Origin of the sequence: Klebsiella sp. C349492, assembly GCF_042055345.1 — a bacterium.
GTDB classification, from domain to species: domain Bacteria; phylum Pseudomonadota; class Gammaproteobacteria; order Enterobacterales; family Enterobacteriaceae; genus Klebsiella; species Klebsiella scottii.
This window is the reverse complement of sequence record NZ_JANQCE010000009.1, coordinates 21565-47057: the sequence shown is the minus strand read 5'-3', so window position 1 is coordinate 47057 and position 25493 is coordinate 21565. Positions and strand designations below refer to the sequence as shown.

Annotated in this window: 23 protein-coding genes; 15 read left to right on the top strand and 8 right to left on the bottom strand. The window is 58.5% G+C overall.

Features of this window, described 5'->3' with window-relative positions; translation table 11 throughout:
• Positions 1–167: 167 nt before the first annotated feature.
• From rhaB to rhaM, 9 genes are all read left to right on the top strand, one after another.
• A complete protein-coding gene (rhaB, locus tag NWP14_RS25510) occupies positions 168–1634 on the top strand; it encodes a rhamnulokinase (protein ID WP_375216180.1) in 1467 nt (488 codons plus the stop codon).
• Complete coding sequence (locus NWP14_RS25505; RefSeq protein ID WP_375216179.1) at positions 1631–2893, top strand: L-rhamnose isomerase; 1263 nt, start codon at positions 1631–1633, stop codon at positions 2891–2893. The genes rhaB and NWP14_RS25505 overlap by 4 nt, the downstream gene beginning before the upstream one ends.
• Before the next feature lie 82 nt (positions 2894–2975).
• Positions 2976–3806, top strand: coding sequence for a rhamnulose-1-phosphate aldolase (rhaD, locus tag NWP14_RS25500; RefSeq protein WP_095105354.1), 831 nt, complete (start codon positions 2976–2978; stop codon positions 3804–3806).
• A gap of 142 nt (positions 3807–3948) precedes the next feature.
• On the top strand, positions 3949–4935 hold the full coding sequence (gene rhaS / locus NWP14_RS25495) for a rhamnose ABC transporter substrate-binding protein (protein WP_095105350.1): 987 nt from the start codon (positions 3949–3951) through the stop codon (positions 4933–4935).
• Positions 4936–4986: 51 nt separating this feature from the next.
• Positions 4987–6498 carry a sugar ABC transporter ATP-binding protein gene (locus NWP14_RS25490; RefSeq protein ID WP_375216178.1) on the top strand — a complete coding sequence of 504 codons (1512 nt, stop codon included), beginning with the start codon at positions 4987–4989 and terminating at the stop codon, positions 6496–6498.
• Positions 6498–7499, top strand: coding sequence for an ABC transporter permease (locus NWP14_RS25485; RefSeq protein WP_375216177.1), 1002 nt, complete (start codon positions 6498–6500; stop codon positions 7497–7499). The genes NWP14_RS25490 and NWP14_RS25485 overlap by 1 nt, the downstream gene beginning before the upstream one ends.
• Entirely contained in the window at positions 7496–8497 is a 1002-nt protein-coding gene (locus tag NWP14_RS25480; RefSeq protein ID WP_095105344.1) for an ABC transporter permease, read from the top strand. The genes NWP14_RS25485 and NWP14_RS25480 overlap by 4 nt, the downstream gene beginning before the upstream one ends.
• A gap of 51 nt (positions 8498–8548) precedes the next feature.
• Positions 8549–9697, top strand: a complete 1149-nt coding sequence (fucO, locus tag NWP14_RS25475) for a lactaldehyde reductase (protein ID WP_095105342.1) — start codon at positions 8549–8551, stop codon at positions 9695–9697.
• Positions 9694–10008, top strand: a complete 315-nt coding sequence (gene rhaM / locus NWP14_RS25470; RefSeq protein WP_375216176.1) for an L-rhamnose mutarotase — start codon at positions 9694–9696, stop codon at positions 10006–10008. Before fucO ends, rhaM begins: the two co-directional genes overlap by 4 nt.
• 53 nt (positions 10009–10061) lie before the next feature.
• On the opposite strand, the gene NWP14_RS25465 is transcribed toward rhaM, so the two are convergent.
• From NWP14_RS25465 to NWP14_RS25440, 6 genes are all read right to left on the bottom strand, one after another.
• On the bottom strand, positions 10062–11441 hold the full coding sequence (locus tag NWP14_RS25465) for a carbohydrate porin (RefSeq protein ID WP_375216175.1): 1380 nt from the start codon (positions 11439–11441) through the stop codon (positions 10062–10064).
• Between the two features lie 109 nt (positions 11442–11550).
• Positions 11551–12141, bottom strand: coding sequence for a maltose acetyltransferase domain-containing protein (locus tag NWP14_RS25460; protein WP_095105336.1), 591 nt, complete (start codon positions 12139–12141; stop codon positions 11551–11553).
• Between the two features lie 59 nt (positions 12142–12200).
• Positions 12201–13466 (bottom strand): MFS transporter, encoded by a 1266-nt coding sequence (locus tag NWP14_RS25455; protein WP_095105433.1) that lies wholly within the window; start codon positions 13464–13466, stop codon positions 12201–12203.
• 41 nt (positions 13467–13507) lie between these two features.
• A complete protein-coding gene (locus NWP14_RS25450) occupies positions 13508–15631 on the bottom strand; it encodes an alpha-galactosidase (protein ID WP_375216174.1) in 2124 nt (707 codons plus the stop codon).
• A gap of 113 nt (positions 15632–15744) precedes the next feature.
• Positions 15745–16740, bottom strand: coding sequence for a substrate-binding domain-containing protein (locus NWP14_RS25445; protein ID WP_095105332.1), 996 nt, complete (start codon positions 16738–16740; stop codon positions 15745–15747).
• A 93-nt stretch (positions 16741–16833) separates the two neighbouring features.
• Positions 16834–17382, bottom strand: coding sequence for a helix-turn-helix domain-containing protein (locus tag NWP14_RS25440; protein WP_045853684.1), 549 nt, complete (start codon positions 17380–17382; stop codon positions 16834–16836).
• A 100-nt stretch (positions 17383–17482) separates the two neighbouring features.
• Here NWP14_RS25440 and NWP14_RS25435 point away from each other — a divergent pair, with 100 nt between their 5' ends.
• A complete protein-coding gene (locus NWP14_RS25435; RefSeq protein ID WP_095105330.1) occupies positions 17483–18142 on the top strand; it encodes an AzlC family ABC transporter permease in 660 nt (219 codons plus the stop codon).
• Complete coding sequence (locus NWP14_RS25430; protein ID WP_375216173.1) at positions 18142–18465, top strand: AzlD domain-containing protein; 324 nt, start codon at positions 18142–18144, stop codon at positions 18463–18465. The genes NWP14_RS25435 and NWP14_RS25430 overlap by 1 nt, the downstream gene beginning before the upstream one ends.
• Positions 18466–18506: 41 nt before the next feature.
• Here NWP14_RS25430 and NWP14_RS25425 read toward each other — a convergent pair whose 3' ends face one another.
• The gene (locus NWP14_RS25425) at positions 18507–18719 is read right to left on the bottom strand and encodes a YdgH/BhsA/McbA-like domain containing protein (protein WP_095105326.1); all 213 of its coding nucleotides are present in this window, start codon (positions 18717–18719) and stop codon (positions 18507–18509) included.
• 128 nt (positions 18720–18847) lie between these two features.
• Positions 18848–19684 (bottom strand): formate dehydrogenase accessory sulfurtransferase FdhD, encoded by an 837-nt coding sequence (gene fdhD / locus NWP14_RS25420; protein WP_331833615.1) that lies wholly within the window; start codon positions 19682–19684, stop codon positions 18848–18850.
• Positions 19685–19840: 156 nt separating this feature from the next.
• Here fdhD and fdnG point away from each other — a divergent pair, with 156 nt between their 5' ends.
• From fdnG to fdhE, 4 genes are read left to right on the top strand one after another with little or no spacing between them, the layout of a single operon-like run.
• On the top strand, positions 19841–22891 hold the full coding sequence (fdnG, locus tag NWP14_RS25415; RefSeq protein ID WP_331833616.1) for a formate dehydrogenase-N subunit alpha: 3051 nt from the start codon (positions 19841–19843) through the stop codon (positions 22889–22891).
• 12 nt (positions 22892–22903) lie between these two features.
• Complete coding sequence (gene fdxH, locus NWP14_RS25410; protein WP_375216172.1) at positions 22904–23806, top strand: formate dehydrogenase subunit beta; 903 nt, start codon at positions 22904–22906, stop codon at positions 23804–23806.
• On the top strand, positions 23803–24438 hold the full coding sequence (gene fdoI / locus NWP14_RS25405) for a formate dehydrogenase cytochrome b556 subunit (protein WP_375216171.1): 636 nt from the start codon (positions 23803–23805) through the stop codon (positions 24436–24438). The genes fdxH and fdoI overlap by 4 nt, the downstream gene beginning before the upstream one ends.
• Positions 24435–25364 (top strand): formate dehydrogenase accessory protein FdhE, encoded by a 930-nt coding sequence (fdhE, locus tag NWP14_RS25400; RefSeq protein ID WP_095105761.1) that lies wholly within the window; start codon positions 24435–24437, stop codon positions 25362–25364. Before fdoI ends, fdhE begins: the two co-directional genes overlap by 4 nt.
• Positions 25365–25493 lie beyond the last annotated feature (129 nt).

The window sequence follows — 25493 nt, the reverse complement described above, 5'->3', positions numbered from 1 at the left end:
ACAACGTCACATCCCCCGCGCCCATAGCGACAGAATGAAATTGTGAGCTCTCTCACGGTCACCTTTGCTTTCTTGCCAGCCGGGAAATTTCCCTGTCCGTGGCAAGAAGGTGCGCGACCGGCGACTTTTTTAGACTGCTGGCAATGATTTTCAGAAGGATCTCTGCCATGAGTTTTCGTCATTGTGTCGCCGTTGATTTAGGCGCCTCCAGCGGGCGGGTGATGCTCGCCAGCTATGAAAGCGGACAGCGTGCGCTGACGCTGCGTGAAATCCACCGTTTTACCAACAGCCTGCACCAGGTGGATGGCTATGACTGCTGGGATATCGATCGCCTGGAAGGCGAAATTCGCCGCGGACTGGAGAAGGTGTGCGCGCAGGGCATCCTTATCGATAGCATCGGCATTGATACCTGGGGCGTGGATTATGTCCTGCTCGACGCTCAGGGCCAGCGCGTCGGCCTGCCGGTTTCCTATCGCGACGACCGCACCCACGGCCTGATGCAGCATGCCGAAGAGCAGATGGGCCGCGCGGATATCTACCGCCGCAGCGGCATCCAGTTTCTGCCGTTCAACACCCTGTACCAGCTGCGCGCCCTGGTTGAGCAGCAGCCGGAGCTGGTGAGCCAGGCCGCGCACGCGCTGCTGATCCCGGACTATTTCAGCTTCCGTCTGACCGGCCAGATGAACTGGGAATACACCAACGCCACCACCACCCAGCTGGTCAATATCAACAGCGATAGCTGGGATGAGGATCTGCTGAACTGGAGCGGCGCGCCGCGCGAGTGGTTCGGTACCCCGACCCATCCCGGCAACGTGATTGGTCACTGGATCTGCCCGCAGGGCAACGCGATCCCGGTGGTCGCCGTCGCCAGTCACGATACCGCCAGCGCGGTGATCGCCTCTCCGCTGGCCGGTAAAAATGCGGCCTATCTCTCCTCCGGCACCTGGTCGCTCATGGGCTTTGAAAGCAAAACCCCCTGCACCGGCGATGAGGCGCTGAAGGCCAATATCACCAACGAAGGCGGCGCGGAAGGCCGCTATCGGGTGCTGAAAAATATTATGGGACTGTGGCTGCTGCAGCGGGTGCTGAAAGAGCAGAACGTCAGCGACCTGCCGGCGCTGATTGCCCATACCGCCGAACTCCCGGCCTGCCGCTCGGTGATTGACTGCAACGATGAGCGCTTTATCAACCCGGACAATATGAGCGCCGAGATTCAGGCCGCCTGCCGTGAATCCGGGCAGCCGGTGCCCAGCGGCGACGCCGAGCTGGCGCGCTGCATTTTTGACAGCCTGGCCCTGCTGTATGCCCGCGTGCTCGGCGAACTTGCCCGGCTGCGAGGCCAACCCTTCAGCCAGCTGCATATCGTCGGCGGCGGCTGTCAGAACGCGCTGCTCAATCAGCTGTGCGCGGACGCCTGCGGCATTACGGTCATCGCGGGTCCCGTCGAGGCCTCTACGCTCGGCAATATCGGCATCCAGCTGATGACGCTGGATGAACTGAACAACGTCGATGATTTCCGTCAGGTGGTGCGCCACAACTACGCGCTCACCACGTTTATCCCTAATCCTGAAAATGAAATTGCCCGCTTCGTTGCGCAGTTTCAGCAACAACAGACCAAGGAGCTTTGCGCATGACCACTCAACTTGAACAAGCCTGGGAAATTGCCAAACAGCGCTACGCCGCCGTCGGTGTGGATGTCGAGGAGGCTCTGCGCCAGCTGGACCGGCTTCCCGTATCCATGCACTGCTGGCAGGGCGATGACGTCGCCGGTTTTGAAAACCCGGAAGGGAATTTAACCGGCGGGATTCAGGCCACCGGCAACTATCCGGGCAAAGCCCGCAACGCGGGCGAGCTGCGCGCCGACCTCGAGCAGGCGCTGAGCCTGATCCCCGGCCCGAAACGGCTGAATCTGCACGCTATCTATCTGGAGTCTGATACCCCGGTTGCGCGTAACGAAATCAAACCTGAGCACTTTAAACACTGGGTTGAATGGGCCAAAAACAACGGCCTGGGGCTCGATTTTAACCCCTCCTGCTTCTCGCATCCGCTGAGCGCCGACGGTTTTACCCTGTCGCACGCCAACGATAAAATCCGCCAGTTCTGGATCGATCACTGCAAGGCCAGCCGCCGGGTTTCCGCCTATTTCGGCGAGCAGCTGGGCACCCCGTCGGTCATGAATATCTGGGTCCCCGACGGCATGAAGGACATTACCGTTGATCGTCTGGCGCCGCGCCAGCGTCTGCTGAACGCGCTGGACGAGGTCATCAGCGAGAAGTTCGACCCGGCGCATCATATCGATGCCGTGGAGAGCAAGCTGTTCGGTATCGGCGCCGAAAGCTACACCGTCGGCTCCAATGAATTCTATATGGGCTATGCCGCCAGCCGTCAGACCGCGCTGTGTCTGGACGCCGGGCACTTCCATCCAACGGAAGTTATCTCCGACAAAATCTCTGCCGCCATGCTCTACATTCCGCGCCTGCTGCTGCACGTCAGCCGCCCGGTTCGCTGGGATAGCGATCACGTGGTGCTGCTGGATGACGAAACCCAGGCCATCGCCAGCGAAATCATCCGCCACAACCTGTTTGACCGGGTGCACATCGGCCTCGATTTCTTCGACGCCTCCATCAACCGCATCGCGGCGTGGGTGATTGGTACCCGCAACATGAAAAAAGCGCTGCTGCGCGCGCTGCTGGAACCGACGGAACAACTGCGCCAGCTGGAAGCCGACGGCGATTACACCGCCCGTCTGGCGCTGCTGGAAGAGCAGAAATGCCTGCCGTGGCAGGCCATCTGGGAGATGTACTGCCAGCGTCACGATACCCCGGCGGGCAGCCAGTGGCTGGATAGCGTTCGCGGCTACGAGAAGAGCGTTCTCAGCCAGCGCGGAAACTAACCTCGCCCGGCGACCGGCAGATATACAACCTATTTAGGGTACGGGATAAACTCCGTACCGAATCAACAGGAAGCACAAGACTATGCACACCATTATCGACTCCTGGTTCGTCCAGGGCATGATTAAAGCCACCACCGATGCCTGGCTGAAGGGCTGGGATGAGCGCAACGGCGGTAACCTGACGCTACGCCTCGACGAGGCTGATATCGAACCCTTTGCCGCCGATTTCCACGCCAAACCGCGCTATATCGCCCTGAGCCAGCCGATGCCGACGCTGGCCAATCAGCCGTTTATCGTTACCGGCTCCGGTAAATTTTTCCGCAACGTGCAGCTCGATCCGGCCGCCAACCTCGGCGTGGTCAAAGTGGACAGCGACGGCGCGGGATATCACATCCTGTGGGGCTTGACCCACGAGGCGGTGCCGACCTCAGAACTGCCGGCCCACTTTTTGTCCCACAGCGAACGCATCAGGCTGACCGGCGGCAAAGATCGCGTGATCATGCACTGCCACGCCACCAACCTGATCGCCCTGACCTACGTCCTCGAAAACAACAGCGATCTGTTCACCCGTAAGCTCTGGGAAGGCAGTACCGAATGTCTGGTGGTGTTCCCGGACGGCGTTGGCATTCTGCCGTGGATGGTGCCGGGTACCGACGAAATCGGCGGGGCCACCGCGCTGGAAATGCGTAAGCATTCGCTGGTGCTCTGGCCGTTCCACGGCGTCTTCGGCAGCGGGCCGACGCTGGATGAAACCTTTGGCCTGATCGATACCGCCGAGAAATCGGCTGAAGTACTGGTGAAGGTTTACTCCATGGGTGGAATGAAGCAGACCATCACCCGCGAAGAGTTGATTGCCCTCGGCAAGCGCTTTGATGTGCAGCCTATGCAGTCCGCGTTAGACCTTTATCAATAATTACATCGCGCCCCGCTCACCGAGACGGGGCGAACTCTGTCACCTGCAAACCCTACCCGAAGCCTTTCGCCATGCGGGAAGCCTACGCATCAGCAAGGAGAAAGACAGCGGAAAACTAACTCAATCATGTGGAGTAAAAGCAATGAAAATAAAGACAAGCTTGATCCTCACCGTTGCCGCCCTGGCGTTGTCCGGTTCTGCTTTAGCTGAAGTTAAAATTGCCCTCGTGGCAAAATCATTGGGAAATGGATTCTTCGAGGCAGCGAACGTCGGCGCGCAGGAAGCGGCTAAAGAGTTAGGCGATGTGAAAGTGATTTATACCGGCCCCACCACCACCACCGCCGAAGCGCAGATCGAAGTGCTGAACGGGCTGATCGCCCAAGGGGTGGACGCGATCGCCATTTCCGCCAACGATCCGGACGCCGTGGTGCCGGTGCTGAAAAAAGCGATGCAGCGCGGAATCAAAGTGGTCTCCTGGGATTCCGGCGTGGCGCCGGCGGGCCGCCAGATCCACTTAAACCCTTCCAATAACGCACTTATTGGCGAAACCAACGTCAGGCTCGCCGCGGATGCCTTAAAAGCGCTGAACGTCGAAAAAGGCGACGTGGCGATCCTCAGCGCGACCCCAACCTCAACCAACCAGAACATCTGGATCGAAGAGATGAAGAAGGTGCTGCCGAAGTACCCTTCTGTCAACCTGGTCACCGTTGCCTACGGGGACGATCTCTCCGACAAGAGCTACCGCGAAGCGGTCGGCCTGCTGAAATCGTATCCGAATCTGAAAGCGATCGTCTCGCCTTCGTCGGTGGGGATCGTTGCCGCCGCCCAGGCGGTGAAGGATCAGGGCAAGATTGGCAAAGTGTACGTTACCGGGCTGGGGCTACCGTCCGAAATGGCCGGGGCGATTAAATCCGGCGCCAGCAAAAGCTTTGCTATCTGGAACCCCATTGACCTCGGCTACGCCGCCACGTACCTGGCCGACGATCTGGTCAAAGGCACGGCAACCAAAACCGAAGCCGATATGGGCAGGCTGGGCAAGGTGAAGCTGGATGCCGACGGTAGCGGCGCGATGGCGCAGCCGTTCGTCTACGATGCCGGCAACATCGATAAGTTTTCCAGGATTTTCTAATCATCATCCCCTGTTTCACTATCGAAACAGGGGAAAAACCGGAGACTTATCATGACGGCGTCCACCCCACTGCTGTCGCTTAAGGGCATCACCAAGGTTTTCCCCGGTGTGCGTGCCCTTGAGAACGTACAGCTCGATCTCTGGCCCGGCAAAGTGACCGCCTTAATTGGCGAAAACGGCGCCGGCAAATCCACGCTGGTCAAAGTGATGACCGGCATTTATCAGCCCGAAGAGGGCGAAATCCTGTATAAAGCGATCCCGATTCAACTGCCTCATCCGGAGTCGGCGCATAAGGTCGGGATCACCGCCATTCACCAGGAGACGGTGCTGTTTGACGAACTCTCGGTGACCGAGAATATTTTTGTCGGCCAGTATCTGCATAAAGGCCTGCTGAAAAAGCTCGACTGGCCCGCAATGCACCAGAAAGCCGGGGATATTCTCCGCCGCCTGGAAGTGCAGATCGACCCGCGCGCTACGCTAAAAACGCTGGGCATCGCCCAGCGCCACATGGTGGCCATCGCCCGGGCGCTCTCCTTTGAGGCGCAGGTGGTGATCCTTGACGAGCCGACCGCCGCGCTCTCGCAGCACGAAATTCTGGAGTTTTATCAGATAGTCGAACGCCTGAAGCAGGACGGTAAGGCCATCCTGTTTATCTCGCATAAGTTTGACGAAATCTTCGAGCTGGCGGACTACTACACCATTTTGCGCGACGGCGTGTACGTGAGCTCCGGCGCCATCAACGAGATCACCGAAGAGCGGATGGTGGCGATGATGGTCGGACGCGCCATTACCCAAACCTACCCGAAAATGAGCTGCGCCCTGGGAGAGGCGGTGCTGGAGGTCAACAACCTCTGTCATCCCACCGAGTTCGCCAATATCAACTTCACCCTGCGCAGAGGTGAAATCCTCGGCTTCTACGGCCTTGTCGGCGCCGGGCGTACCGAACTTATGCAGGCGCTTTCCGGCGTATCGCATCCCTCCTCCGGCGAAATCGTGCTGAAAGGCAAACCGGTGCGTTTTCGCCAGCCGGCGGACGCCATTCAGGCCGGTATCGTCTGCGTACCGGAAGAGCGGCAGAAGCAGGGAGCGATCATCGCCCTGCCGATCGCGCAGAACATCAGCCTGCCCCAGCTCGGCAAGCTCAACCCCAGCGGCGTGCTGAACGACGCGCGCGAATGGCGGCTGGCCGATGAGTATGCCTCACGCCTGCAGGTCAAAGCCTTCAGCTGGCAGCAGGCGGTCGAAACCCTCTCCGGCGGCAACCAGCAGAAGGTGGTGATCGGCAAATGGCTGGCCACCCATCCGCAGGTGATCATTCTCGATGAGCCGACTAAAGGCATCGATATCGGTTCAAAAGCGGCGGTACACCAGTTTATGTCCGAGCTGGTGAGCCAGGGGCTGGCGGTCATTATGGTCTCTTCAGAGCTGCCGGAGGTCATGGGAATGGCCGACCGTATCATCGTGATGCACGAAGGGCTGATGGTGGCTGAATATCGCGCCGGCGAAGCGACGGCAGAAACCATCGTCAGCGCCGCCAGCGGCATTGCCCGGGAGGCTGCGTAATGTGGCGACAACTGCTTAAACACCGCGAAGCGCTGCTGGCGGCGGTCATTATCCTGATGGTGGCGGGCATCGGCAGCCGGGTGCCGTCGTTCATCGCGGCGGAAAACCTGGTCGAGATGTTTAACGACACCTCGATTCTGATCGTCCTCGCCCTCGGCCAGATGATGGTGCTGCTGACCAAGGGGATCGATCTGTCGATGGCCGCCAACCTGGCGCTGACCGGGATGATCGTCGCCCTGCTTAACGCCAACCATCCGGAAATTCCGGTGTGGGCGCTGCTGCTGGCCACCCTGCTTGGCCTGCTGATGGGGGTGATTAACGGCCTGCTGGTCTGGCGTCTCGGCATCCCGGCGATCGTGGTGACCCTCGGCACCATGAGCATCTATCGCGGCATTATTTTCCTGCTCTCCGACGGCGGCTGGGTTAACTCGCATCAGATGAGCGCGGACTTCCTCGGCCTGCCGCGCGCCTCGCTGCTGGGGCTGCCGCTGCTGAGCTGGTGCGCCATCGCCGCCCTGCTGCTGGTGGGTTATTTCCTGCGCTATAGCCGTACCGGGCGGGCGCTGTACACCGCAGGCGGCAACGCCACGGCGGCGTACTACACCGGCATTAACGCCGGGAAAATGCAGTTCATCAGCTTCTGCCTTTCCGGGGCGCTGGCGGGATTTTGCGGCTATCTGTGGATCTCCCGCTTTGCCGTCGCCTATGTTGACGTCGCCAACGGCTTCGAACTACAGGTCGTGGCGGCCTGCGTCATCGGCGGCATTAGCACGATGGGCGGTACCGGACGCGTGGTCGGCTGCCTGTGCGGCGCGCTGTTCCTCGGGATTATCAACAACGCGCTACCGGTTATCGGTATCTCACCTTTCTGGCAAATGGCTATCTCCGGCGCGGTTATTGTCATCGCCGTGGTGCTTAACGAGCGTGGGAACAAACGTCACGGACGGCTCATTCTGCGCAGCGCGGTACTGGCTTCGCAAAAACAGACGGTGAAACCATGAGCAAAATAGTGACCACAGAAGAGATGACAAGCCGCGCGACGACGACGTCACCGCTGCGCCGCCTGCTGTGCTGGGAAGGCTTCCTGCTGGCGGTAACTCTGGCCGTTTTTGCGGCCAATGCGCTGGCGTCGCCCTACTTCCTTAATATCTGGAACCTGTCGGACGCCACCTTCAACTTTACCGAGAAGGCGATTATCGTCCTGCCGATGGCGATGCTGATTATCGCCAGAGAGATCGACCTTTCGGTCGCCTCAACCATGGCGCTGAGCTCCACGGCGATGGGCTTTTGCGCGGCGGCGGGGATGGATACGCCGCTGCTGGTTGCCGTTGGGCTAGGAGTTGGCCTGCTGTGCGGCCTGTTTAACGGCATCCTGGTGACGCGCCTGAACCTGTCGTCGATCGTTATCACCATCGGCACCATGAGCCTGTATCGCGGCCTGACCTACATCCTGCTGGGCGATAAGGCGCTAAACCACTATCCGGACAGCTTCGCCTGGTTCGGCCAGGGCTACGTTTGGGGAGCGCTCTCGTTTGAGTTTGCGCTGTTCCTGCTGCTGGCAGCCGCCTTCACCTTCCTGCTGCATAAAACCAACTTTGGCCGCCGCACCTACGCGATTGGCAATAATCCGACCGGCGCCTGGTTTTCCGGGATCAACGTCAAGCGCCATAACCTGATTCTGTTTGCCCTGGTCGGGCTGATGGCGGGGCTGGCGGCGGTGCTGCTGACGTCACGGTTGGGCAGCACCCGCCCAACGCTGGCGGTGGGCTGGGAGCTGGCGGTTGTGACGATGGCGGTGCTCGGCGGCATCAACATCCTTGGCGGCTCCGGCAGCATGGTTGGGGTGATTATCGCCGCCTTCCTGATGGGGCTGGTGACCTTTGGCCTGAGCCTGCTCAACGTACCGGGCATCGTGATGTCGATAATCATCGGCGCAATGCTGATCGCGGTGATTTCGCTGCCGATTATCACCCGTCGGGTCCTGCAACGAAGACATTAGCCCTTCGCCTGACGGTGGGGGGAACGGAATTTCATTAACAGGAGAGTTATTATGAGCTTTATGTTGGCATTGCCGAAAATCAGCCTGCACGGCGCAGGCGCCATTGGCGATATGGTTAATCTGGTCGCCGATAAACGTTGGGGCAAAGCGCTGATCGTCACCGACGGTCAGCTGGTGACGCTGGGCCTGCTGGACAGCCTGTTTGCCGCGCTCGACGCGCACCAGATGTCCTGGCACCTGTTTGATGAGGTGTTCCCCAACCCCACCGAAGCGCTGGTGCATAAAGGCATTACCGCCTTCCACGACGCGCAGTGCGATTACATCATCGCGTTTGGCGGCGGTAGCCCCATCGATACCGCTAAAGCGGTTAAAATCCTCACCGCCAATCCGGCCCCTTCCACCGCCTATTCCGGCGTCGGCAAGGTGAAAAACGCCGGCGTACCGCTGGTGGCGATAAATACCACCGCCGGAACGGCGGCGGAGATGACCAGTAATGCGGTCATCATCGATTCCGCGCGCCAGGTAAAAGAGGTGATTATCGATCCGAATATTATTCCGGACATCGCCGTCGATGACGCCAGCGTGATGCTGGACATTCCTGCCTCCATCACCGCGGCCACCGGAATGGATGCCCTGACGCACGCTATCGAAGCTTTCGTTTCGATCGGCGCCCATCCGCTAACCGATGCCAATGCTCTTGAGGCCATTCGGCTGATTAATCTGTGGCTGCCGAAAGCCGTCGACGACGGGCATAACCTTGAGGCACGTGAGCAGATGGCGTTTGGCCAGTATCTGGCGGGCATGGCCTTCAACAGCGCCGGGCTCGGCCTGGTTCATGCGCTGGCGCATCAGCCGGGCGCGACCCACAACCTGCCCCACGGCGTATGCAACGCCATCCTGCTGCCGATCATCGAAAACTTTAACCGCCCGAACGCCGTCGCCCGTTTTGCCCGCGTGGCGCAGGCGATGGGCGTCGAGACCCGCGACATGAGCGATGAAGCAGCCAGCATGGCGGCGATCGAGGCGATTCGCACCCTGAGCAAACGCGTCGGCATTCCGCAGGGCTTCAGCCAGCTTGGGGTGACCAAAGCCGACATCGAAGGCTGGCTGGACAAGGCCCTCGCCGACCCGTGCGCGCCGTGCAACCCGCGAACCGCCAGCCGCGACGAAGTACGCGAGCTGTATCTGGAGGCGTTATGATCCGCAAGGCGTTTGTGATGCAGGTGAATCCCGACGCGCACGAAGAGTATCAGCGTCGGCATTCGCCAATATGGCCAGAGCTGGAGGCGGTTCTGAAGGCGCATGGCGCGCACCATTACGCCATTTATCTCGATAAAGAGCGCAGCCTGCTGTTCGCCACGGTGGAGATTGAATCTGAAGCCCGCTGGAACGCGGTCGCCGGAACCGAGGTCTGTCAGCGCTGGTGGCGGCATATGCGCGACGTGATGCCCGCAAACGCCGATAACAGCCCGCTCAGCGCCGATCTGAAGGCGGTATTCTATCTGGATTAAACTCCTCGGCTGCCCCGCCGGGCTACGTTTCGCGGGGCAGCTTTTTACGGTTCTCAGAAGAAGTATTTAAAGCGCACGCGCGCGCCGTAGCGATCGTCGTCATCGCTCTTATTGGCCTGCACATCGCTATCAAGAATGGAGTAATAGGCCCCGAGATAGATATTAAAGTTCTGCATGTTCATCACGTTCGGGATTTGATACGACGCGTGGATGGTATGAATATTGTAGGTCCCCTCATCCTTAATCCAGCAGTCGTTATCGCAAATCACCCCGGCATAGTCGTTGATTTTGTTATGGGCGTAGATATAGCCCAGCTCAAAGCGCTGCCACAGCGCGTTAACCCCGGCGGTGAAGTCTTTTTCATTGTTGGCATCCATATACGCGGTGTTCACATTCACCACCACGCCATCGGCGGGGTTGGTTTTCAGGCCATTCCACGTCATGGTCAGCCCATAGCCGGTACGATCGGACTGATCGACGAAGTCTCCCTGCGCGTTGCTATAGCCGTAGGCATTTTTCACCACGTTTGACTCCATCGCCGCGGCGACGGAGAACTCATCCTTGGCCCACGAGACAACCGGACGCAGGTAGGCAACGTTCTTTTTCTGCTCCATGTCGCGGCCGTGGTAGTCTCCGCCGTCATACAGCGAGGTGCCGTCCTCCAGCAGCGTATTCAGCTCGAAATACCAGTTATCCAGCTGCTTGCTCAGCAGGAAATTACCGCCCGCGTCGGATCGCCCGCGCCCCTCTTTCATCATGTAGATATAGCCGTGACCGTCGCTATAAAGATCGTTGGCGGTATTACCCGAATGCTCAACAAAGGTGTCCTGGTTCAGCGGGAACATGTCATAGGCTTCGAAACGGCCGACCTTTATCTTCCAGTCCTTCTCCTGACCAAAGAAGAAAGCGGCATCATCAAGGTTCATGGAGCCGGTCATATCGGCCAGCGGTTGGATCGAGAATCCGGCAAAATAGCCGTTGTTCATGGTGCGGATGCCGTCAAAGCCCAGCAGAATGCGGCCGTTTAAATCCCAGTTATCATAGGTCGGGTCGCTGCCAACATCGGCGTTAGTCATCGCTAGCAGGCCGTGCTTGCTCTCCGCGTCCATGTTGAATTCAACGTCACCGTAGATCTTCAGATCGCCATAACCGGAGAGTTTAAGCTCCGGCGCGGTAATATTCCTGGCGCGCTCTTCGACAGGCGCGACGCTTTTTACCGCAACGGTCGTTTGTGCCAGCGAAATAGCGGCATTCTGCTTCGCCTGTAATTCCCGCACCTGGCCTTCCGCCACCGTTGCCCGACTTTCAGCCGCGGCAAGCCGCGCTTCCAGCTGTTCCATACGCTGTTCAAGCGTCAGAGAGTTATTTTTAGCTACTGCTGAACTCGCCATCAAACATAAACTAATCGCTAACGCTATCGTCTTTTTATTCATTTTTATTTTCCGGAGGTAACAGGAAGGTCAGGTGAGTTAATAACTCACCTTTTTATCTTCATTATTTTTATATGGTCAAAGCGGCTAATTAATATGCAATATTTATTTATCAACCGGTATATAGCTGATATTTATTTTTATCCTCATCGGTAATATCTCTTAATACCCGGCAAGGCACCCCGGCGGCAACAACGTTCGCCGGGATCGAGCGATTAACCACGCTGCCGGCGCCAATCACCGAGTTTTTGCCGATGGTAACGCCTGGATTAATAATCACTCCGGTGCCGAGCCAGACGCCATCCTCAATGATGACCGGCAGAGAGAACTGCTGCAGCGAACGGCGCAGATCCGGATGCAGCGGATGACCGGCGGTAGAGATTGTTACATTCGGCGCGAACATCACGTCATTGCCGATAATAATCTCCGCATCATCGACCAGCGTCAGATTGAAATTCGCGTAGAAGTTATCGCCAATAGTGGTGTGAATTCCGTAAGCAATATTGATCGGTGGCTCGATCCAGCACTGCCTGCCCACGCTCGCAAACATTCGCTGGATAATATCGTCTCTTAGTTCCTGAGCGAAAGGATGCGAGTGATTATATTCATAGGCCCGCGCCTTTGCCATCAGCCGCTCCTCTGGCAGCCCGTGTCCGGAATCAGAGTAGAGTTCACCGCTGTTCATTCTTTTTTTAATATCCATCGCCAACCTGTTCTCCATTTATTCAGCACATCCCTGTGAGAATTTATTCTGTTAATTTATTAAATGGTCATTGCTTTATTACCGACGCTGGCAGAGGCGGATTTCCCTGAAAGCGTAAAGGCCGATATTAACGTCACGGACAGTGCAATACCGCCAAGGATCATATACGTCTCCTGGAAACCAATCCGGTCATACATATTGCCGGCAAAGGCGGAGAGGAAAATCGCCGCCACCTGTTTGGAGAACTGGAAGCCAACCAGATAAATCGTCGCCGACAGCCGGACGTCAAATACGCCGGTAATATATTTAAACGCCCCCACCAGCAGGAACGGCACTTCCAGGGCATGGAGCATTTTCAGCGCCACGACCTCAACCGCCGTGGTGGCGAACGATGACCCGATCATCCGCGCCGCCATCACCATCCCGGCAATCAGCAGGGTGTTCTTCGCGCCGATGCGGTTAATAATCCACGGCGAACTGAACATGATGATAGCGTTGCAAATCTCCCCGGCGGTGGTCGCAAAACCAAAGGCGCGGGTGCCCGATTCCGGCGTAGCGAAGAAGGATTTAAAGAAGGTGGCAAACTGCTGATCGAAGACGTCGTATACGCACGCCACGCCGACCACATACAAAATGAACATCCACATTTTGCGCTGACGGAACATCCGCAAGGCGGTTTTTAAATCCACCGATGGGCGATTCGCTCCCAAAGAATCCATTACCTGGGCGGTCTGGCTGGCCTGGGGTTTAGCGATAGCCACCAGCACCACCAGCAGCAGCGCGGCGGCCGAGCCCATCCAGAATACCCACTCGGGGTTGACGCTAAACAGCATCCCAGCGGTCGTCGCGCACAGCGCCCAGCCAAGGCAGCCGAAGGTACGCGCTTTGCCGTACTCAAACCCGCTGTTGCGGCTGATGCGTTCGATATAGGCTTCCATCGCTCCGGCACCGGCGGAGAACACGAAACCGATATAGGCGCCTCCGCTTAATGCCCCCAACCAGATGTTGGTTTTCAGCAGCGGCGCAAAAACATAGAGGAAGAACGGCGCGATCAGCACCAGCAAAATCGTCACGATCCACATCAGGTGTTTTTTCAGCCCCAGCTTATCGGAAATCACCCCCAGAACGGGCTGAAAGCAGATCGCAAACAATGAAAGGCTGGAGAAAACGATGCCGGTCTCGGTTTTATTCAGGCCGATGACGTCCGACAGCCAGATCGGCAGGAACGGGAAGCAGGTGGCCATAATAAAAAAGTAGAGAAAAAAGAACAGGCCGAAAATCCAGAAATTAGGGTTGTTTTTATGGGTACAGGCAGTCGGATTCATTTTATATTCCTCAGTCAGGGCCGCCTGGCGGCCCGTCACCATTACACGCGTTGCAGGCCAATCAAAATGGCGCTTTCCGGATCGAGGATTGGCAGCGCCAGCCCCGCCTGCTGTAGCCACTCGCCGCTCACCGTTTGCGGGGTAATCATCCATTCCGGCAGCTTGCGCATCGTATGACCGCCCTCTCCCGTAATCTGAATATCCGGGTGATCGAGCAGCGTTACCCGATAGCGGGCGCCCGCGTCCAGCCCCGCTACCCGCAGCGGCGCCATCAGGGTGTAATCCGGCATCGCCAGCTGGCTGACGAGGAAAATCGCCTGGCTCTTATCTTCACTGACCACGCCGTGCGCCAGCGTGGTGGCGTCCGGCATATCCATACGCCACTGCACGCCGTGATGAATGACATCGCGCCACTGCTTATGCAACGCGGCATACTTGCGGTAGCCCGCGCGCTCCTGTTCGTCGGCGCTCACCGGATCCAGCTCCAGACCCATATGGCCAAACAGCGCGGTCAGGCCGCGGAAGGCGATGCTGTGCTGGCGGAAGGTGGCGTGGCAGTGGCGGTTGCCGATATGCGCACCCATCACTTCCGGCGGGAAGAAGTAGCTCATGCCGCGCTGGATAGTGTTGCGCTCCAGGGCATCGTTGTTATCGGAAGCCCAGAAGCGATGGCTGCGTTTCAGCACCTCATAATCGATGCGTCCGCCGCCGGAGGAGCAGGATTCAAATTCGATATGCGGGAAGCGGGCAACCAGCGCATCCAGCAGGCGATAAAACTGGCGGGTTTGCACATCGGCGGCGGCTTTACCGTTATGTCCCGGCTGCACCAGCTCGCGGTTCATATCCCACTTCACATAATCCACGTCGTGTTCGCCCAGCAGCCAGCTCATCCGCTCCAGCAGATAATCAAAAGCCTGCGGAATATTGAGGTTCAGGACGAACTGATGGCGTCCGGTCAGCGGCGTATAGCCCGGCAGGGCCAGCACCCAGTCGGGGTGCGCGCGGAAGAGGTCCGAATCCGGATTGATCATTTCCGGCTCAACCCAGATGCCGAACTCCATGCCCAGCGACTTCACGTGGTCGATAACCGGCGTCAGTCCGTTAGGGTACTTTTTCTCATCCAGATACCAGTCGCCGAGCGCCGCCCAGTCGTCGTTGCGCCCTTTAAACCAGCCGTCGTCAATGATGAAGCGCTCGACGCCAAGTTCCGCCGCCTCGTCCGCCATGCGCATGATGTACTGCGGATCATGATTGAAATAGATCCCTTCCCAGGTATTCAGATGCACCGGACGCGGCTTGTTGTCCGGGAAGCGCACGATCTGCTCGCGCAGGTAGCGATGAAACTGCTGGCTCATGCCGTTCAGCCCTTGCGCCGAATAGCTGGCGTACAGCGACGGCGTCCACAGCGTTTCGCCTTCGGCCAGCGCCATCTCACCCGGTAAATAGAGCGCTTCCGCCTGCAGATAGCGGCGACCATCGGTTTTTACCTCAGCGCGCAGGCGGTGGTTACCGCTCCAGCCGAGGTGCACTCCCCACACTTCGCCCTGCATCTCGCTGAAGGCGGTGCTGCCGGCGATCAGCGCCGGGAAATGCTCGTGGGAGGTACGCCCGCGGCGGTTTTCCAGCACGAAGCTGTCGTGCTCAAGAACCAGCCGATGCGGCTGAAACTCGCGGATCCAGCGGCCATGAAAGGCCATCACTTCGCGGGCACGTTCGGCAACCGGCAGCGTGACCGCAAGCCGGTCCACCTGCCAGGACTGCGCGCGTAGGTTGGTCAGTCCATGACGAACGCTCAGCACGCCGCTGCTATCGAGCACGATTTCGCTACGCAGGCGCAGGCCGGCATGCGGGTCCTCGCTGATAATGGTTAGGCTTTGCCCATCCTGCACAACCTCAGCGGTGGCGAACATCGGCGAGCCGTCCAGCCCCTGGCGGTGCCCTTCGATCCCCGGCGCGCCAAACAGACCATGACCCAGCTCGGCCATTAGCGTCACGGGGGAATCAACGTCCAGGCGACCGTTCGCCACCGGACGCGCCAGGCTGGCCGCATCCTGCGGCGAAAAATGGCTTAAATGCGGACCCCAGTAGATAATTTCGGCAAACGGATGGGTTTTGATTACCACATCGGCCCCTGCGCTTTGCAGGCGTAAAATCGAATCAGACATCAGACATCTCCACAACAAGGAATGCCTTACTGTTGATCCGAAACGTTTCGGGTGCCAACCAAAACGTTTCGGATTCGTGATCGAGTTCAGAAATTAGCGTAGCGGGAGAGAAATCAGGCGGTGTCGCCGGGGATAAATTCGGGCTGCCAGAGCACCTGCAGAGAGGTGAGATCGTCGCCGGCAATCAGCCGACGGACCATGCCGGCAATCTGGCGACCAACGCCCTGGCGAGTGGATTGAATCACCGCCGCGACCGGGGTTTCAATAATGCTGTCCTGCGGCAGTCCGTCGTAAACCACCAGCGACACGCGATTATCGCCGGTCAAGCGCCCCAGCTGGGACAGCGCCATCGCCGCGCCGTCGCCGTGGGTATTACAGTCGGTCACGATCGCCGTTGGCGGTTCCGGCAAACGCAGCAGCTCCATCGTCGCCTGATAGCCGCCGCGGCGGGTTGGCGGCACGCTGCGCAGCCATGTGTCCGCTAATCCGGCTTCACGCAGCGCCTGCAGATAGCCGTTACGGCGCTGAGTGATAAACGCCTGATTGTTATTTTCGCTCAACAACGCGATGCGCCGATGCCCCTGGCTAATCAAATGGCGGGTCGCGCGCCAGGTTCCGGCCTGATTATCAAAATCAAACCAGGCATAGGGCTGCGGCAGCCGGCTACGGCCAAGGGCGAGGAAAGGAAAACCGGAGGAGAGCAGCTGCGTCAGGCGGGGATCGTCATCCAGGGTATGGGCGACAATCAGCGCATCGACCCGCCGGCTTTGAACCATTCGCATATAGCCGTGCTTATCCGCCTGCTCATCGTCGGCAATCAGCAGTAAATCAATCTCATAGCGCGCCAGCTCGTGGCTAATTTCGCCGACCATGTCGAGAAACACGTTGTTATTCAGCGGGGCCGGACTGATGGGGAAAACCAAACCCACTGCGTCAATTTTGCCCATTTTAAGGCGCCGCGCGAAGGTATTGGGCCGGTAGCCACGGCGCTGCGCTTCCGCCTCCACGCGGGCGCGCGTCTCCTGCGACACATCGTCATAACCGTTCAGCGCGCGGCTGACGGTCGTTACCGAGATCCCAAGTTCTTTAGCAATAGCTTTCAGCGACATACGTATCCCAGTCGACGGTGGAGGAAACGGCTAGTGTCCCGCAATACGGGCGGGACGTCCAGAGAGCGGCGCGGTCATCGTCGCGATATGACGCTAACTTTGCTCGGCGACCAGAATAGCCTGGGTATCCGGCTCCAGCGCCTGGAAGAGATGTTCCCGATCCGCGGGGTAGCAGATGTAATCCCCGGCGCCCAGCTCTTCCGGAGCTTCGGTCAGGCCCACGCGCGCGCGGCCCTGGGTGACGATAATATGCTCTATCGATCCCGGCGGGTGAGGGTGAGAAATACGGTCAGCGCCCGGCTGGGTCAGCAGTAAATAGATATCGCGGCGGGCGCCGGGCGGGCAGGCCGCCAGCAGAATAGCCTGATAGTGGGCCTGCTCAGCCACCACCTTCGTCCCTTCCCCGCGACGCAGCACCTGCGTTTTTTGCGCCTGCGGCTCCAGCAGCCGGGCAAACGGAATATCGAGGGCGACGCAGAGCGCCCAGAGCGTTTCGAGGCTGGGGTTGCCGTTGCCTGACTCCAGCTGCGATAGCGTCGATTTGGCAATACCGGCCCGGCGCGCCACTTCCGCCAGCGACAGCCCGGTGCGCGAGCGCTCGCGTACCAGGCTTCTGGCAATCAGACTAATTGGCTGTGTCATACACGGCTCCGCGTTTTTTATATAGAACGATTCGTTCGACTTGAAAGTCGATGGGGTTGCGTTCATTATAATGGAAATTCGTTCGATATGGCTAAATAGTATGAAGCAGCACTTCTCCTGTCTCAAAGGAGACACGATAAAAGCGATAGTCTTAGTATGCCTGGCCGTTGGCGTCGTCGGCCTCTCCTACGGCTCGCTGGCGATAGCCTATGGCTTCCCGGTGTGGGTGCCGTTTGTGCTGTCGGTTTGCGTGCTGGCGGGGGCCTCGGAATTTATGTTTATCGGTATCGTCGCCAGCGGCGGTAATCCACTGGCCGCCGCCGCCGCGGGCTTACTGGTCAACGCCCGCCACGTGCCGTTCGGCGTAACGGTTCGCGATCTGGTCGGCCGGCGCGGCGCCAGCCTGCTGGGCTGCCATATTATGAATGACGAGAGCGTGGTCTTCGGGCTGTCGCAAAAAACGCCGGAACAGCGTAAAGCCGCCTACTGGCTGTGCGGACTCGGCGTAGCCATTATCTGGCCGCTGGGCGCGCTGCTTGGGGCATTGGTCGGCAAGATCCTGCCGGCCCCGGAAACCATTGGCCTCGATGCCGTCTTCCCCGCCATTCTGCTGGCCCTGGTCATTCCCGCGTTTAAAAACCGCACCACCTTAATCCGCGCCTGCAGCGGCGCGGCGTTATCCCTTGCGGCGGTCTCCTTTGCCCCTGCGGGCCTGCCGGTGCTGTTCTCCCTGTTCGGCCTGCTGGCGAGGAAAAAATAATGGGTGACATCACGCTGTTTATCGCCGGGATCGCTATCCTGTCGGCAGGAACCTACCTGATGCGCCTCGGTGGCGCGAAGCTCGGTAATCGGCTGGCGCTTTCCGAGCGTTCCCAGGCGCTGCTCTCCGACGCCGCGACGGTATTGCTGTTTTCCGTCGCCCTGGCGACCACATTTTATGAAAGCGAACATTTTGCCGGTATGGCGCGGGTGTTAGGGGTGGGCTTCGCGGTGTTTCTCGCCTGGCGCAAAATGCCGCTGATCGTGGTGATTATCGCCGCGGCGGTGGTTACCGCGCTGCTGAGGCTGGCGGGCATAAACTAAAAAAGCGCCCCAGGGGCGCTCTTTCGACAGTAGCTCTGAATTTATTTGTTCAGTTCTGCCGTCATATGCACGCGGTTACCGGTAAAGGCTTCGGTAATTTTATAAGACGATGCGCCAGCAGCCTGTGCCTGAGCGGCAATTTTAGCTTCAGCCCCGTCCATCGTTGAGGCGGTGGCGGTCACGCTTTCAGCGGCGAAAGAACCAAAAGAAGCGGCAAGAGCAATAACTGCGACAAAAGTTTTGACGTTTTTCATGATGTAAATCCTTCAATTAAGTTGTTTGGATAAGGCGTTGTGCCTTGATGTGATAAATAATAGACCTCACATCCCATAACGAAAAGCGGAAGGATTTGTTCTCATCATTCAAAAAAATTGACTATATTTTAGCCCGCAATAAGCCGCTGCGGGTGGGTATAAATCGTCGCTCTGCCAGGCTTGCAAAAACCGACCAACGTCAGGTTGCAGCGTTCCGCCACTTCAACCGCCAGCGCGGTCGCGGCGGAGACCGCAAACAGAATTTCCACGCCGCACATCGCCGCTTTTTGCACCATCTCGTAGCTGGCCCGGCTGGAAACCAGCGCCGCTCCGTGCTGCCAGTCGATTCCCTCCTCTACGCGCCGTCCAAGCAGCTTGTCGAGGGCGACGTGACGACCAACATCTTCATGCCCGCCCGCCAGCTGGCCCGATGGGCGAACCCAGGCGGCCGCATGGGTGCAACCGGTGATGCGGCCAACAGGCTGCACATCATTAAGGTGCTCCAGCGCACGATCGAGATTCGCAAGGTTGAAAGTTTGCGTAAACGCCAGCGGCTGCACCGGCCTGCCGATATCGTTTAGCTGTTCAACGCCGCATACCCCGCAGCCGGTGCGGCCCGCCAGCGCGCGGCGGCGCTCTTTCAGCCCCATAAACCGACGGCTGGAGAGCTCAATTCTGACGGCAAGGCCGTTGCATTCCTGCACCACATCCATGCCGTAGATCTCGGAGCGATTTTTGATAATCCCTTCGGATAAGGAAAAACCGACGGCAAAGCGCTCCAGATCACCGGGAGAGGCCATCATCACGACGTGCGAGATGCCGTTATAGACCAGGGCGACCGGCACTTCCTCAGCTAACTCGTCCGGCTGAGAATGTTGCAAATTCTCGCGCTTCCACAGCGCGACCTGGCGATAACCTGTGACATTCATCACATTTTCGATTTGTTCGGGAGGGTTCTTATTCACTTTGTTTTAACCGTATTGGAACAGGCATACACACAATGTGGTATTCTTTGCATACCCCCTCAAGAAAGAGGGTGATTGCCCCTAATTCTGAACCTTTGCGACCCTTACCGCAAAGTAAATAACTACATGTGACAATGTCGATACAAGGAGTGAACCATGCAGGTCAGCAGAAGGCAGTTCTTTAAGATCTGCGCTGGCGGTATGGCAGGTACAACGGCAGCAACGCTGGGCTTTGCCCCGGCCATTGCGCTCGCGGAGACCCGGCAATATAAGCTGCTGCGTACCCGTGAAACCCGCAACACCTGTACGTACTGTTCCGTTGGCTGTGGGCTGTTAATGTATAGCCTCGGTGACGGTGCGAAAAACGCCAAAGCATCCATCTTTCATATCGAAGGCGACCCCGATCATCCGGTCAACCGTGGCGCACTCTGCCCAAAAGGCGCTGGCCTGGTGGACTTTATCCACTCCGAAAGCCGCCTGAAGTTCCCGGAATATCGTGCCCCAGGTTCCGATAAATGGCAGCAAATCAGCTGGGACCAAGCGTTCGATCGTATCGCTAAGCTGATGAAAGAAGACCGCGATGCCCACTTTATCGCCAAAAACGACGCCGGCACCACCGTTAACCGCTGGCTGACGACCGGCATGCTGTGCGCATCCGCCTCCAGCAACGAAACCGGCTACCTAACGCAGAAATTCACCCGCGCGCTCGGTATGCTCGCGGTCGACAACCAGGCGCGCGTCTGACACGGACCAACGGTAGCAAGTCTTGCTCCAACATTTGGTCGCGGTGCGATGACGAACCACTGGGTTGACATTAAAAATGCCAATCTCATTGTGGTCATGGGCGGCAACGCCGCTGAAGCGCACCCGGTAGGATTCCGCTGGGCGATGGAAGCCAAAATTCACAATGGCGCGAAGCTCATTGTTATCGACCCGCGCTTTACGCGCACCGCGTCGGTAGCCGACTTCTATACCCCAATTCGCTCCGGGACTGACATTACCTTCCTGTCAGGCGTCATTCTGTACCTGTTGAATAACGAAAAATTCAACCGCGAGTACACCGAAGCCTATACCAACGCCAGCCTGATCGTGCGTGAGGATTACAGCTTCGATGACGGCCTGTTTAGCGGCTATGACGCCGAAAACCGCAGGTACGATAAGACCAGCTGGAACTACGAGCTGGACGAAAACGGCTTTGCCAAACGCGATACCTCTTTGCAGCATCCGCGCTGCGTCTGGAATCTGCTGAAACAGCACGTTTCCCGCTATACGCCGGACGTCGTAGAAAATATCTGCGGTACGCCAAAAGCCGACTTCCTGAAGGTCTGCGAATATATCGCCGAAACCAGCGCGCATGATAAAACCGCTTCATTCCTCTATGCCCTTGGCTGGACGCAGCACTCTATCGGCGCGCAGAACATCCGTACTATGGCGATGATCCAGCTGCTGCTCGGCAATATGGGGATGGCGGGCGGCGGCGTGAACGCGCTGCGCGGGCACTCCAATATTCAGGGACTGACCGACCTCGGCCTGCTGTCGCAGAGCCTGCCGGGCTATATGACCCTGCCGAGCGAGAAGCAAACCGATCTGCAGACCTATCTGACCGCCAACACGCCAAAACCGCTGCTGAAAGATCAGGTGAACTACTGGGGCAACTACCCGAAATTCTTCGTCTCGATGATGAAGGCCTTCTATGGCGATAAAGCCACCGCGGAAAACAGCTGGGGCTTTGACTGGCTGCCGAAGTGGGATAAAGGGTACGACGTTCTGCAGTACTTCGAGATGATGAACCAGGGCAAGGTGAACGGCTATATTTGCCAGGGCTTTAACCCGGTCGCCTCGTTCCCGAATAAAAACAAGGTCGTCGCATCGCTGTCGCAGCTGAAGTTCCTGGTCACTATCGACCCGCTCAACACCGAAACGTCCACCTTCTGGCAAAACCACGGTGAGTCGAACGACGTCGATCCGGCGAAAATTCAGACCGAAGTCTTCCGCCTGCCGTCAACCTGCTTCGCCGAAGAGAACGGCTCTATCGTCAACTCCGGACGCTGGCTGCAGTGGCACTGGAAAGGCGCGGACGCCCCGGGGATTGCCGTCACCGATGGCGAAATCCTCGCCGGTATCTTTATGCGCCTGCGGAAAATGTACGCCGAAGAAGGCGGCCCGGCGCCGGAGCCGGTGCTGAATATGACCTGGGACTACTCCACTCCGCATGAACCGGCCTCCGAAGAGGTCGCGATGGAGAGCAACGGTAAGGCGCTGGCGGATATAACCGACCCGACCACCGGCGCGGTTATCGTCAAGAAAGGGCAGCAGCTGAGTACGTTCGCACAGCTGCGCGATGACGGCACCACCGCCAGCGGCTGCTGGATCTTCGCCGGCAGCTGGACGCCGGATGGCAACCAGATGGCACGCCGCGATAACGCCGACCCGTCGGGCCTCGGCAATACGCTGGGCTGGGCATGGGCGTGGCCGCTTAACCGCCGCATCCTGTATAACCGCGCTTCCGCAGACCCGCAGGGCAAACCGTGGGATCCGAAACGCCAGATCCTCAAATGGGATGGCGCAAAATGGGGTGGTATGGATATTCCGGACTACAGCGCCGCCGCGCCGGGCAGCGACGTCGGGCCGTTTATCATGCAGCCTGAAGGGATGGGCCGCCTGTTTGCTATCGATAAAATGGCGGAAGGACCGTTCCCTGAGCACTACGAACCGTTCGAAACGCCGCTGGGCACTAACCCGCTGCACCCCAACGTCGTCTCCAACCCGGCCGCCCGCGTCTTTAAGGGTGACCTGGAGCAGATGGGTAAAGCGGATAAGTTCCCGTACGTTGGTACCACCTATCGTCTCACCGAGCACTTCCACTACTGGACCAAGCACGCCTTGCTCAACGCCATCGCGCAGCCGGAGCAGTTCGTGGAAATCGGCGAGAAGCTGGCGAATAGGCTCGGTATTGCCCACGGCGATACCGTCAGAGTCTCCTCCAACCGCGGTTATATCAAGGCCAAGGCGGTGGTGACCAAGCGTATTCGCACGCTGAAGGTGGACGGTAAGGATATCGATACTATCGGTATTCCAATCCACTGGGGCTATGAAGGCGTGGCGAAGAAGGGCTTTATCGCCAACACGCTAACGCCGTTCGTCGGTGACGCGAATACGCAGACGCCGGAGTTCAAGGCCTTCCTCGTGAACGTGGAAAAGGTGTAAGGGAGACGGCTTATGGCTTATCAATCGCAAGACATTATTCGTCGTTCCGCGACTAACGGTTTCACCCCCGCGCCTCAGGCGCGGGACCACCAGCAGGAGGTGGCGAAGCTTATCGACGTCACCACCTGTATCGGCTGTAAAGCCTGTCAGGTGGCCTGTTCCGAGTGGAACGATATCCGTGATGAGGTCGGTCACAACGTCGGGGTGTACGACAACCCGGCCGATCTGACCGCCAAATCCTGGACGGTGATGCGCTTCTCGGAAGTGGAGCAAAACGACAGGCTGGAGTGGCTGATCCGTAAGGATGGCTGTATGCACTGCGCCGACCCGGGCTGCCTGAAGGCGTGTCCGTCGGAAGGGGCTATCATTCAGTATGCTAACGGCATCGTCGACTTCCAGTCCGAGCAGTGTATCGGCTGCGGCTACTGCATCGCCGGCTGCCCGTTCAACGTCCCGCGCCTGAACCCGGAAGACAACCGCGTCTACAAGTGCACGCTGTGCGTCGACCGCGTTACCGTCGGCCAGGAGCCGGCCTGCGTGAAAACCTGCCCGACCGGCGCTATCCACTTTGGCTCCAAAGAGGATATGAAGGTGCTGGCAGGCGAGCGCGTCGCCGAGCTGCAAACCCGCGGTTATGACAATGCGGGCCTGTACGATCCGGCCGGCGTCGGCGGCACGCACGTGATGTACGTCCTGCATCATGCCGACAAGCCGAATCTGTACCACGGCCTGCCGGAGAACCCGGAAATCAGCGCCACCGTGAAGTTCTGGAAAGGTATCTGGAAACCGCTCGCGGCGGTGGGCTTTGCCGCGACCTTCGCCGCCAGCATCTTCCACTACGTCGGCGTCGGTCCGAACCGTGCGGAAGAGGAAGAAGACAACCTGCATGAAGAGAATGACGAGGTGCGCAAATGAAAAGACGTGACACCATCGTGCGCTACACGGCGCCGGAGCGAATCAACCACTGGGTCACCGCCTTCTGCTTCATGCTGGCGGCGATAAGCGGGCTGGGGTTCTTCTTCCCGTCCTTCAACTGGCTGATGCAAATTATGGGCACCCCGCAGCTGGCGCGAATTCTGCACCCGTTTGTGGGCGTGATCATGTTTGCCTCGTTCATCATCATGTTTTTCCGCTACTGGCATCACAACCTAATCAATCGGGATGATATCTTTTGGGCGAAGAATATTCGTAAGATCGTCGTCAACGAGGAGGTAGGTGACACCGGGCGCTATAACTTCGGCCAGAAATGCGTGTTCTGGGCGGCGATTATTTTCCTGGTTCTGCTGCTGATAAGCGGCGTGATCATCTGGCGTCCGTATTTTGCGCCTGCGTTCTCAATCCCGGTGATCCGATTTGCGTTAATGCTGCATTCATTTGCCGCAGTGGCGTTAATTGTGGTTATCATGGTGCATATCTACGCCGCCCTGTGGGTGAAAGGCACCATTACCGCGATGGTGGAAGGTTGGGTTACCAAAACATGGGCGAAGAAACATCACCCGCGCTGGTATCGCGAAGTTCGCCAGAAACAGGAAAAAAAGACTGAATGAGTATTCGCATAATCCCGCAAGATGAGCTGGGTTCGAGCGAGAAACGCACGGCGGAATATATTCCGCCGCTACTGTTCCCCAGGCTAAAAAATCTTTATAACCGCCGCGCTGAGCGCCTGCGCAAGCTGGCGGAAGACAATCCGCTGGGCGACTACCTGCGCTTTGCCGCGCTGATCGCTCACGCCCAGGAAGTGGTGCTGTACGACCATCCGCTGCAGATGGATTTGACGGCCCGCCTTAAAGCCGCGAATGATCAGGGCAAACCGCCGCTGGATATTCACGTCCTGCCGCGCGATAAGCACTGGCACAAGCTGCTGCATTCGCTTATCGCCGAGCTGAAGCCGGAAATGAGCGGCCCGGCGCTGGCGGTGATCGAAAACCTGGAAAAAGCGTCCGAACAGGAGCTTGAGCTGATGGCGAGCGCGCTTTTCGCGTCCGACTTTGCCTTAGTCAGTAGCGATAAAGCCCCGTTTATCTGGGCCGCGCTGTCGCTCTACTGGGCGCAGATGGCGAGCCTGATCCCCGGTAAAGCCCACGCCGAGTACGGCGAGCATCGCCAGCATTGTCCGGTTTGCGGCTCGATGCCGGTCTCCAGCATGGTACAAATCGGTACCACTCAGGGGCTGCGCTACCTGCACTGCAATCTGTGCGAAACCGAATGGCACGTCGTGCGCGTGAAGTGCAGCAACTGCGAACAGAGCCGCGATTTGCACTACTGGTCGCTGGATAACGAGCAGGCGGCTATCAAGGCTGAAAGCTGCGGCGACTGCGGGACTTACCTGAAGATTATGTATCAGGAAAAAGATCCCAACGTCGAAGCCGTTGCCGACGATCTTGCCTCACTGGTGCTGGATGCCCATATGGAGCAGGAAGGCTTCGCCAGAAGCTCTATCAACCCGTTTATGTTCCCGGGCGAAGGCGAGTAAAGTCCACCGTATTGCCGGGTAGCGCAGGTTGCCCGGCCTGTCCTCACTCCGCATATCTCAAAACCGCGCTCTTTTGCGCGCCATTTCCCCCGCACCTGCCCTGAATAATCCCGTGTTCATCTGCCATAA

What these genes read in the sequence shown, in the direction of transcription:
- rhaB (WP_375216180.1), top strand. Translation starts at nt 168, where the DNA reads ATGAGTTTTCGTCATTGTGTCGCCGTTGATTTAGGCGCCTCCAGCGGG.
- NWP14_RS25505 (WP_375216179.1), top strand. Translation starts at nt 1,631, where the DNA reads ATGACCACTCAACTTGAACAAGCCTGGGAAATTGCCAAACAGCGCTAC.
- rhaD (WP_095105354.1), top strand. Translation starts at nt 2,976, where the DNA reads ATGCACACCATTATCGACTCCTGGTTCGTCCAGGGCATGATTAAAGCC.
- rhaS (WP_095105350.1), top strand. Translation starts at nt 3,949, where the DNA reads ATGAAAATAAAGACAAGCTTGATCCTCACCGTTGCCGCCCTGGCGTTG.
- NWP14_RS25490 (WP_375216178.1), top strand. Translation starts at nt 4,987, where the DNA reads ATGACGGCGTCCACCCCACTGCTGTCGCTTAAGGGCATCACCAAGGTT.
- NWP14_RS25485 (WP_375216177.1), top strand. Translation starts at nt 6,498, where the DNA reads ATGTGGCGACAACTGCTTAAACACCGCGAAGCGCTGCTGGCGGCGGTC.
- NWP14_RS25480 (WP_095105344.1), top strand. Translation starts at nt 7,496, where the DNA reads ATGAGCAAAATAGTGACCACAGAAGAGATGACAAGCCGCGCGACGACG.
- fucO (WP_095105342.1), top strand. Translation starts at nt 8,549, where the DNA reads ATGAGCTTTATGTTGGCATTGCCGAAAATCAGCCTGCACGGCGCAGGC.
- rhaM (WP_375216176.1), top strand. Translation starts at nt 9,694, where the DNA reads ATGATCCGCAAGGCGTTTGTGATGCAGGTGAATCCCGACGCGCACGAA.
- NWP14_RS25465 (WP_375216175.1), bottom strand. Translation starts at nt 11,441, where the DNA reads ATGAATAAAAAGACGATAGCGTTAGCGATTAGTTTATGTTTGATGGCG.
- NWP14_RS25460 (WP_095105336.1), bottom strand. Translation starts at nt 12,141, where the DNA reads ATGGATATTAAAAAAAGAATGAACAGCGGTGAACTCTACTCTGATTCC.
- NWP14_RS25455 (WP_095105433.1), bottom strand. Translation starts at nt 13,466, where the DNA reads ATGAATCCGACTGCCTGTACCCATAAAAACAACCCTAATTTCTGGATT.
- NWP14_RS25450 (WP_375216174.1), bottom strand. Translation starts at nt 15,631, where the DNA reads ATGTCTGATTCGATTTTACGCCTGCAAAGCGCAGGGGCCGATGTGGTA.
- NWP14_RS25445 (WP_095105332.1), bottom strand. Translation starts at nt 16,740, where the DNA reads ATGTCGCTGAAAGCTATTGCTAAAGAACTTGGGATCTCGGTAACGACC.
- NWP14_RS25440 (WP_045853684.1), bottom strand. Translation starts at nt 17,382, where the DNA reads ATGACACAGCCAATTAGTCTGATTGCCAGAAGCCTGGTACGCGAGCGC.
- NWP14_RS25435 (WP_095105330.1), top strand. Translation starts at nt 17,483, where the DNA reads ATGAAGCAGCACTTCTCCTGTCTCAAAGGAGACACGATAAAAGCGATA.
- NWP14_RS25430 (WP_375216173.1), top strand. Translation starts at nt 18,142, where the DNA reads ATGGGTGACATCACGCTGTTTATCGCCGGGATCGCTATCCTGTCGGCA.
- NWP14_RS25425 (WP_095105326.1), bottom strand. Translation starts at nt 18,719, where the DNA reads ATGAAAAACGTCAAAACTTTTGTCGCAGTTATTGCTCTTGCCGCTTCT.
- fdxH (WP_375216172.1), top strand. Translation starts at nt 22,904, where the DNA reads ATGGCTTATCAATCGCAAGACATTATTCGTCGTTCCGCGACTAACGGT.
- fdoI (WP_375216171.1), top strand. Translation starts at nt 23,803, where the DNA reads ATGAAAAGACGTGACACCATCGTGCGCTACACGGCGCCGGAGCGAATC.
- fdhE (WP_095105761.1), top strand. Translation starts at nt 24,435, where the DNA reads ATGAGTATTCGCATAATCCCGCAAGATGAGCTGGGTTCGAGCGAGAAA.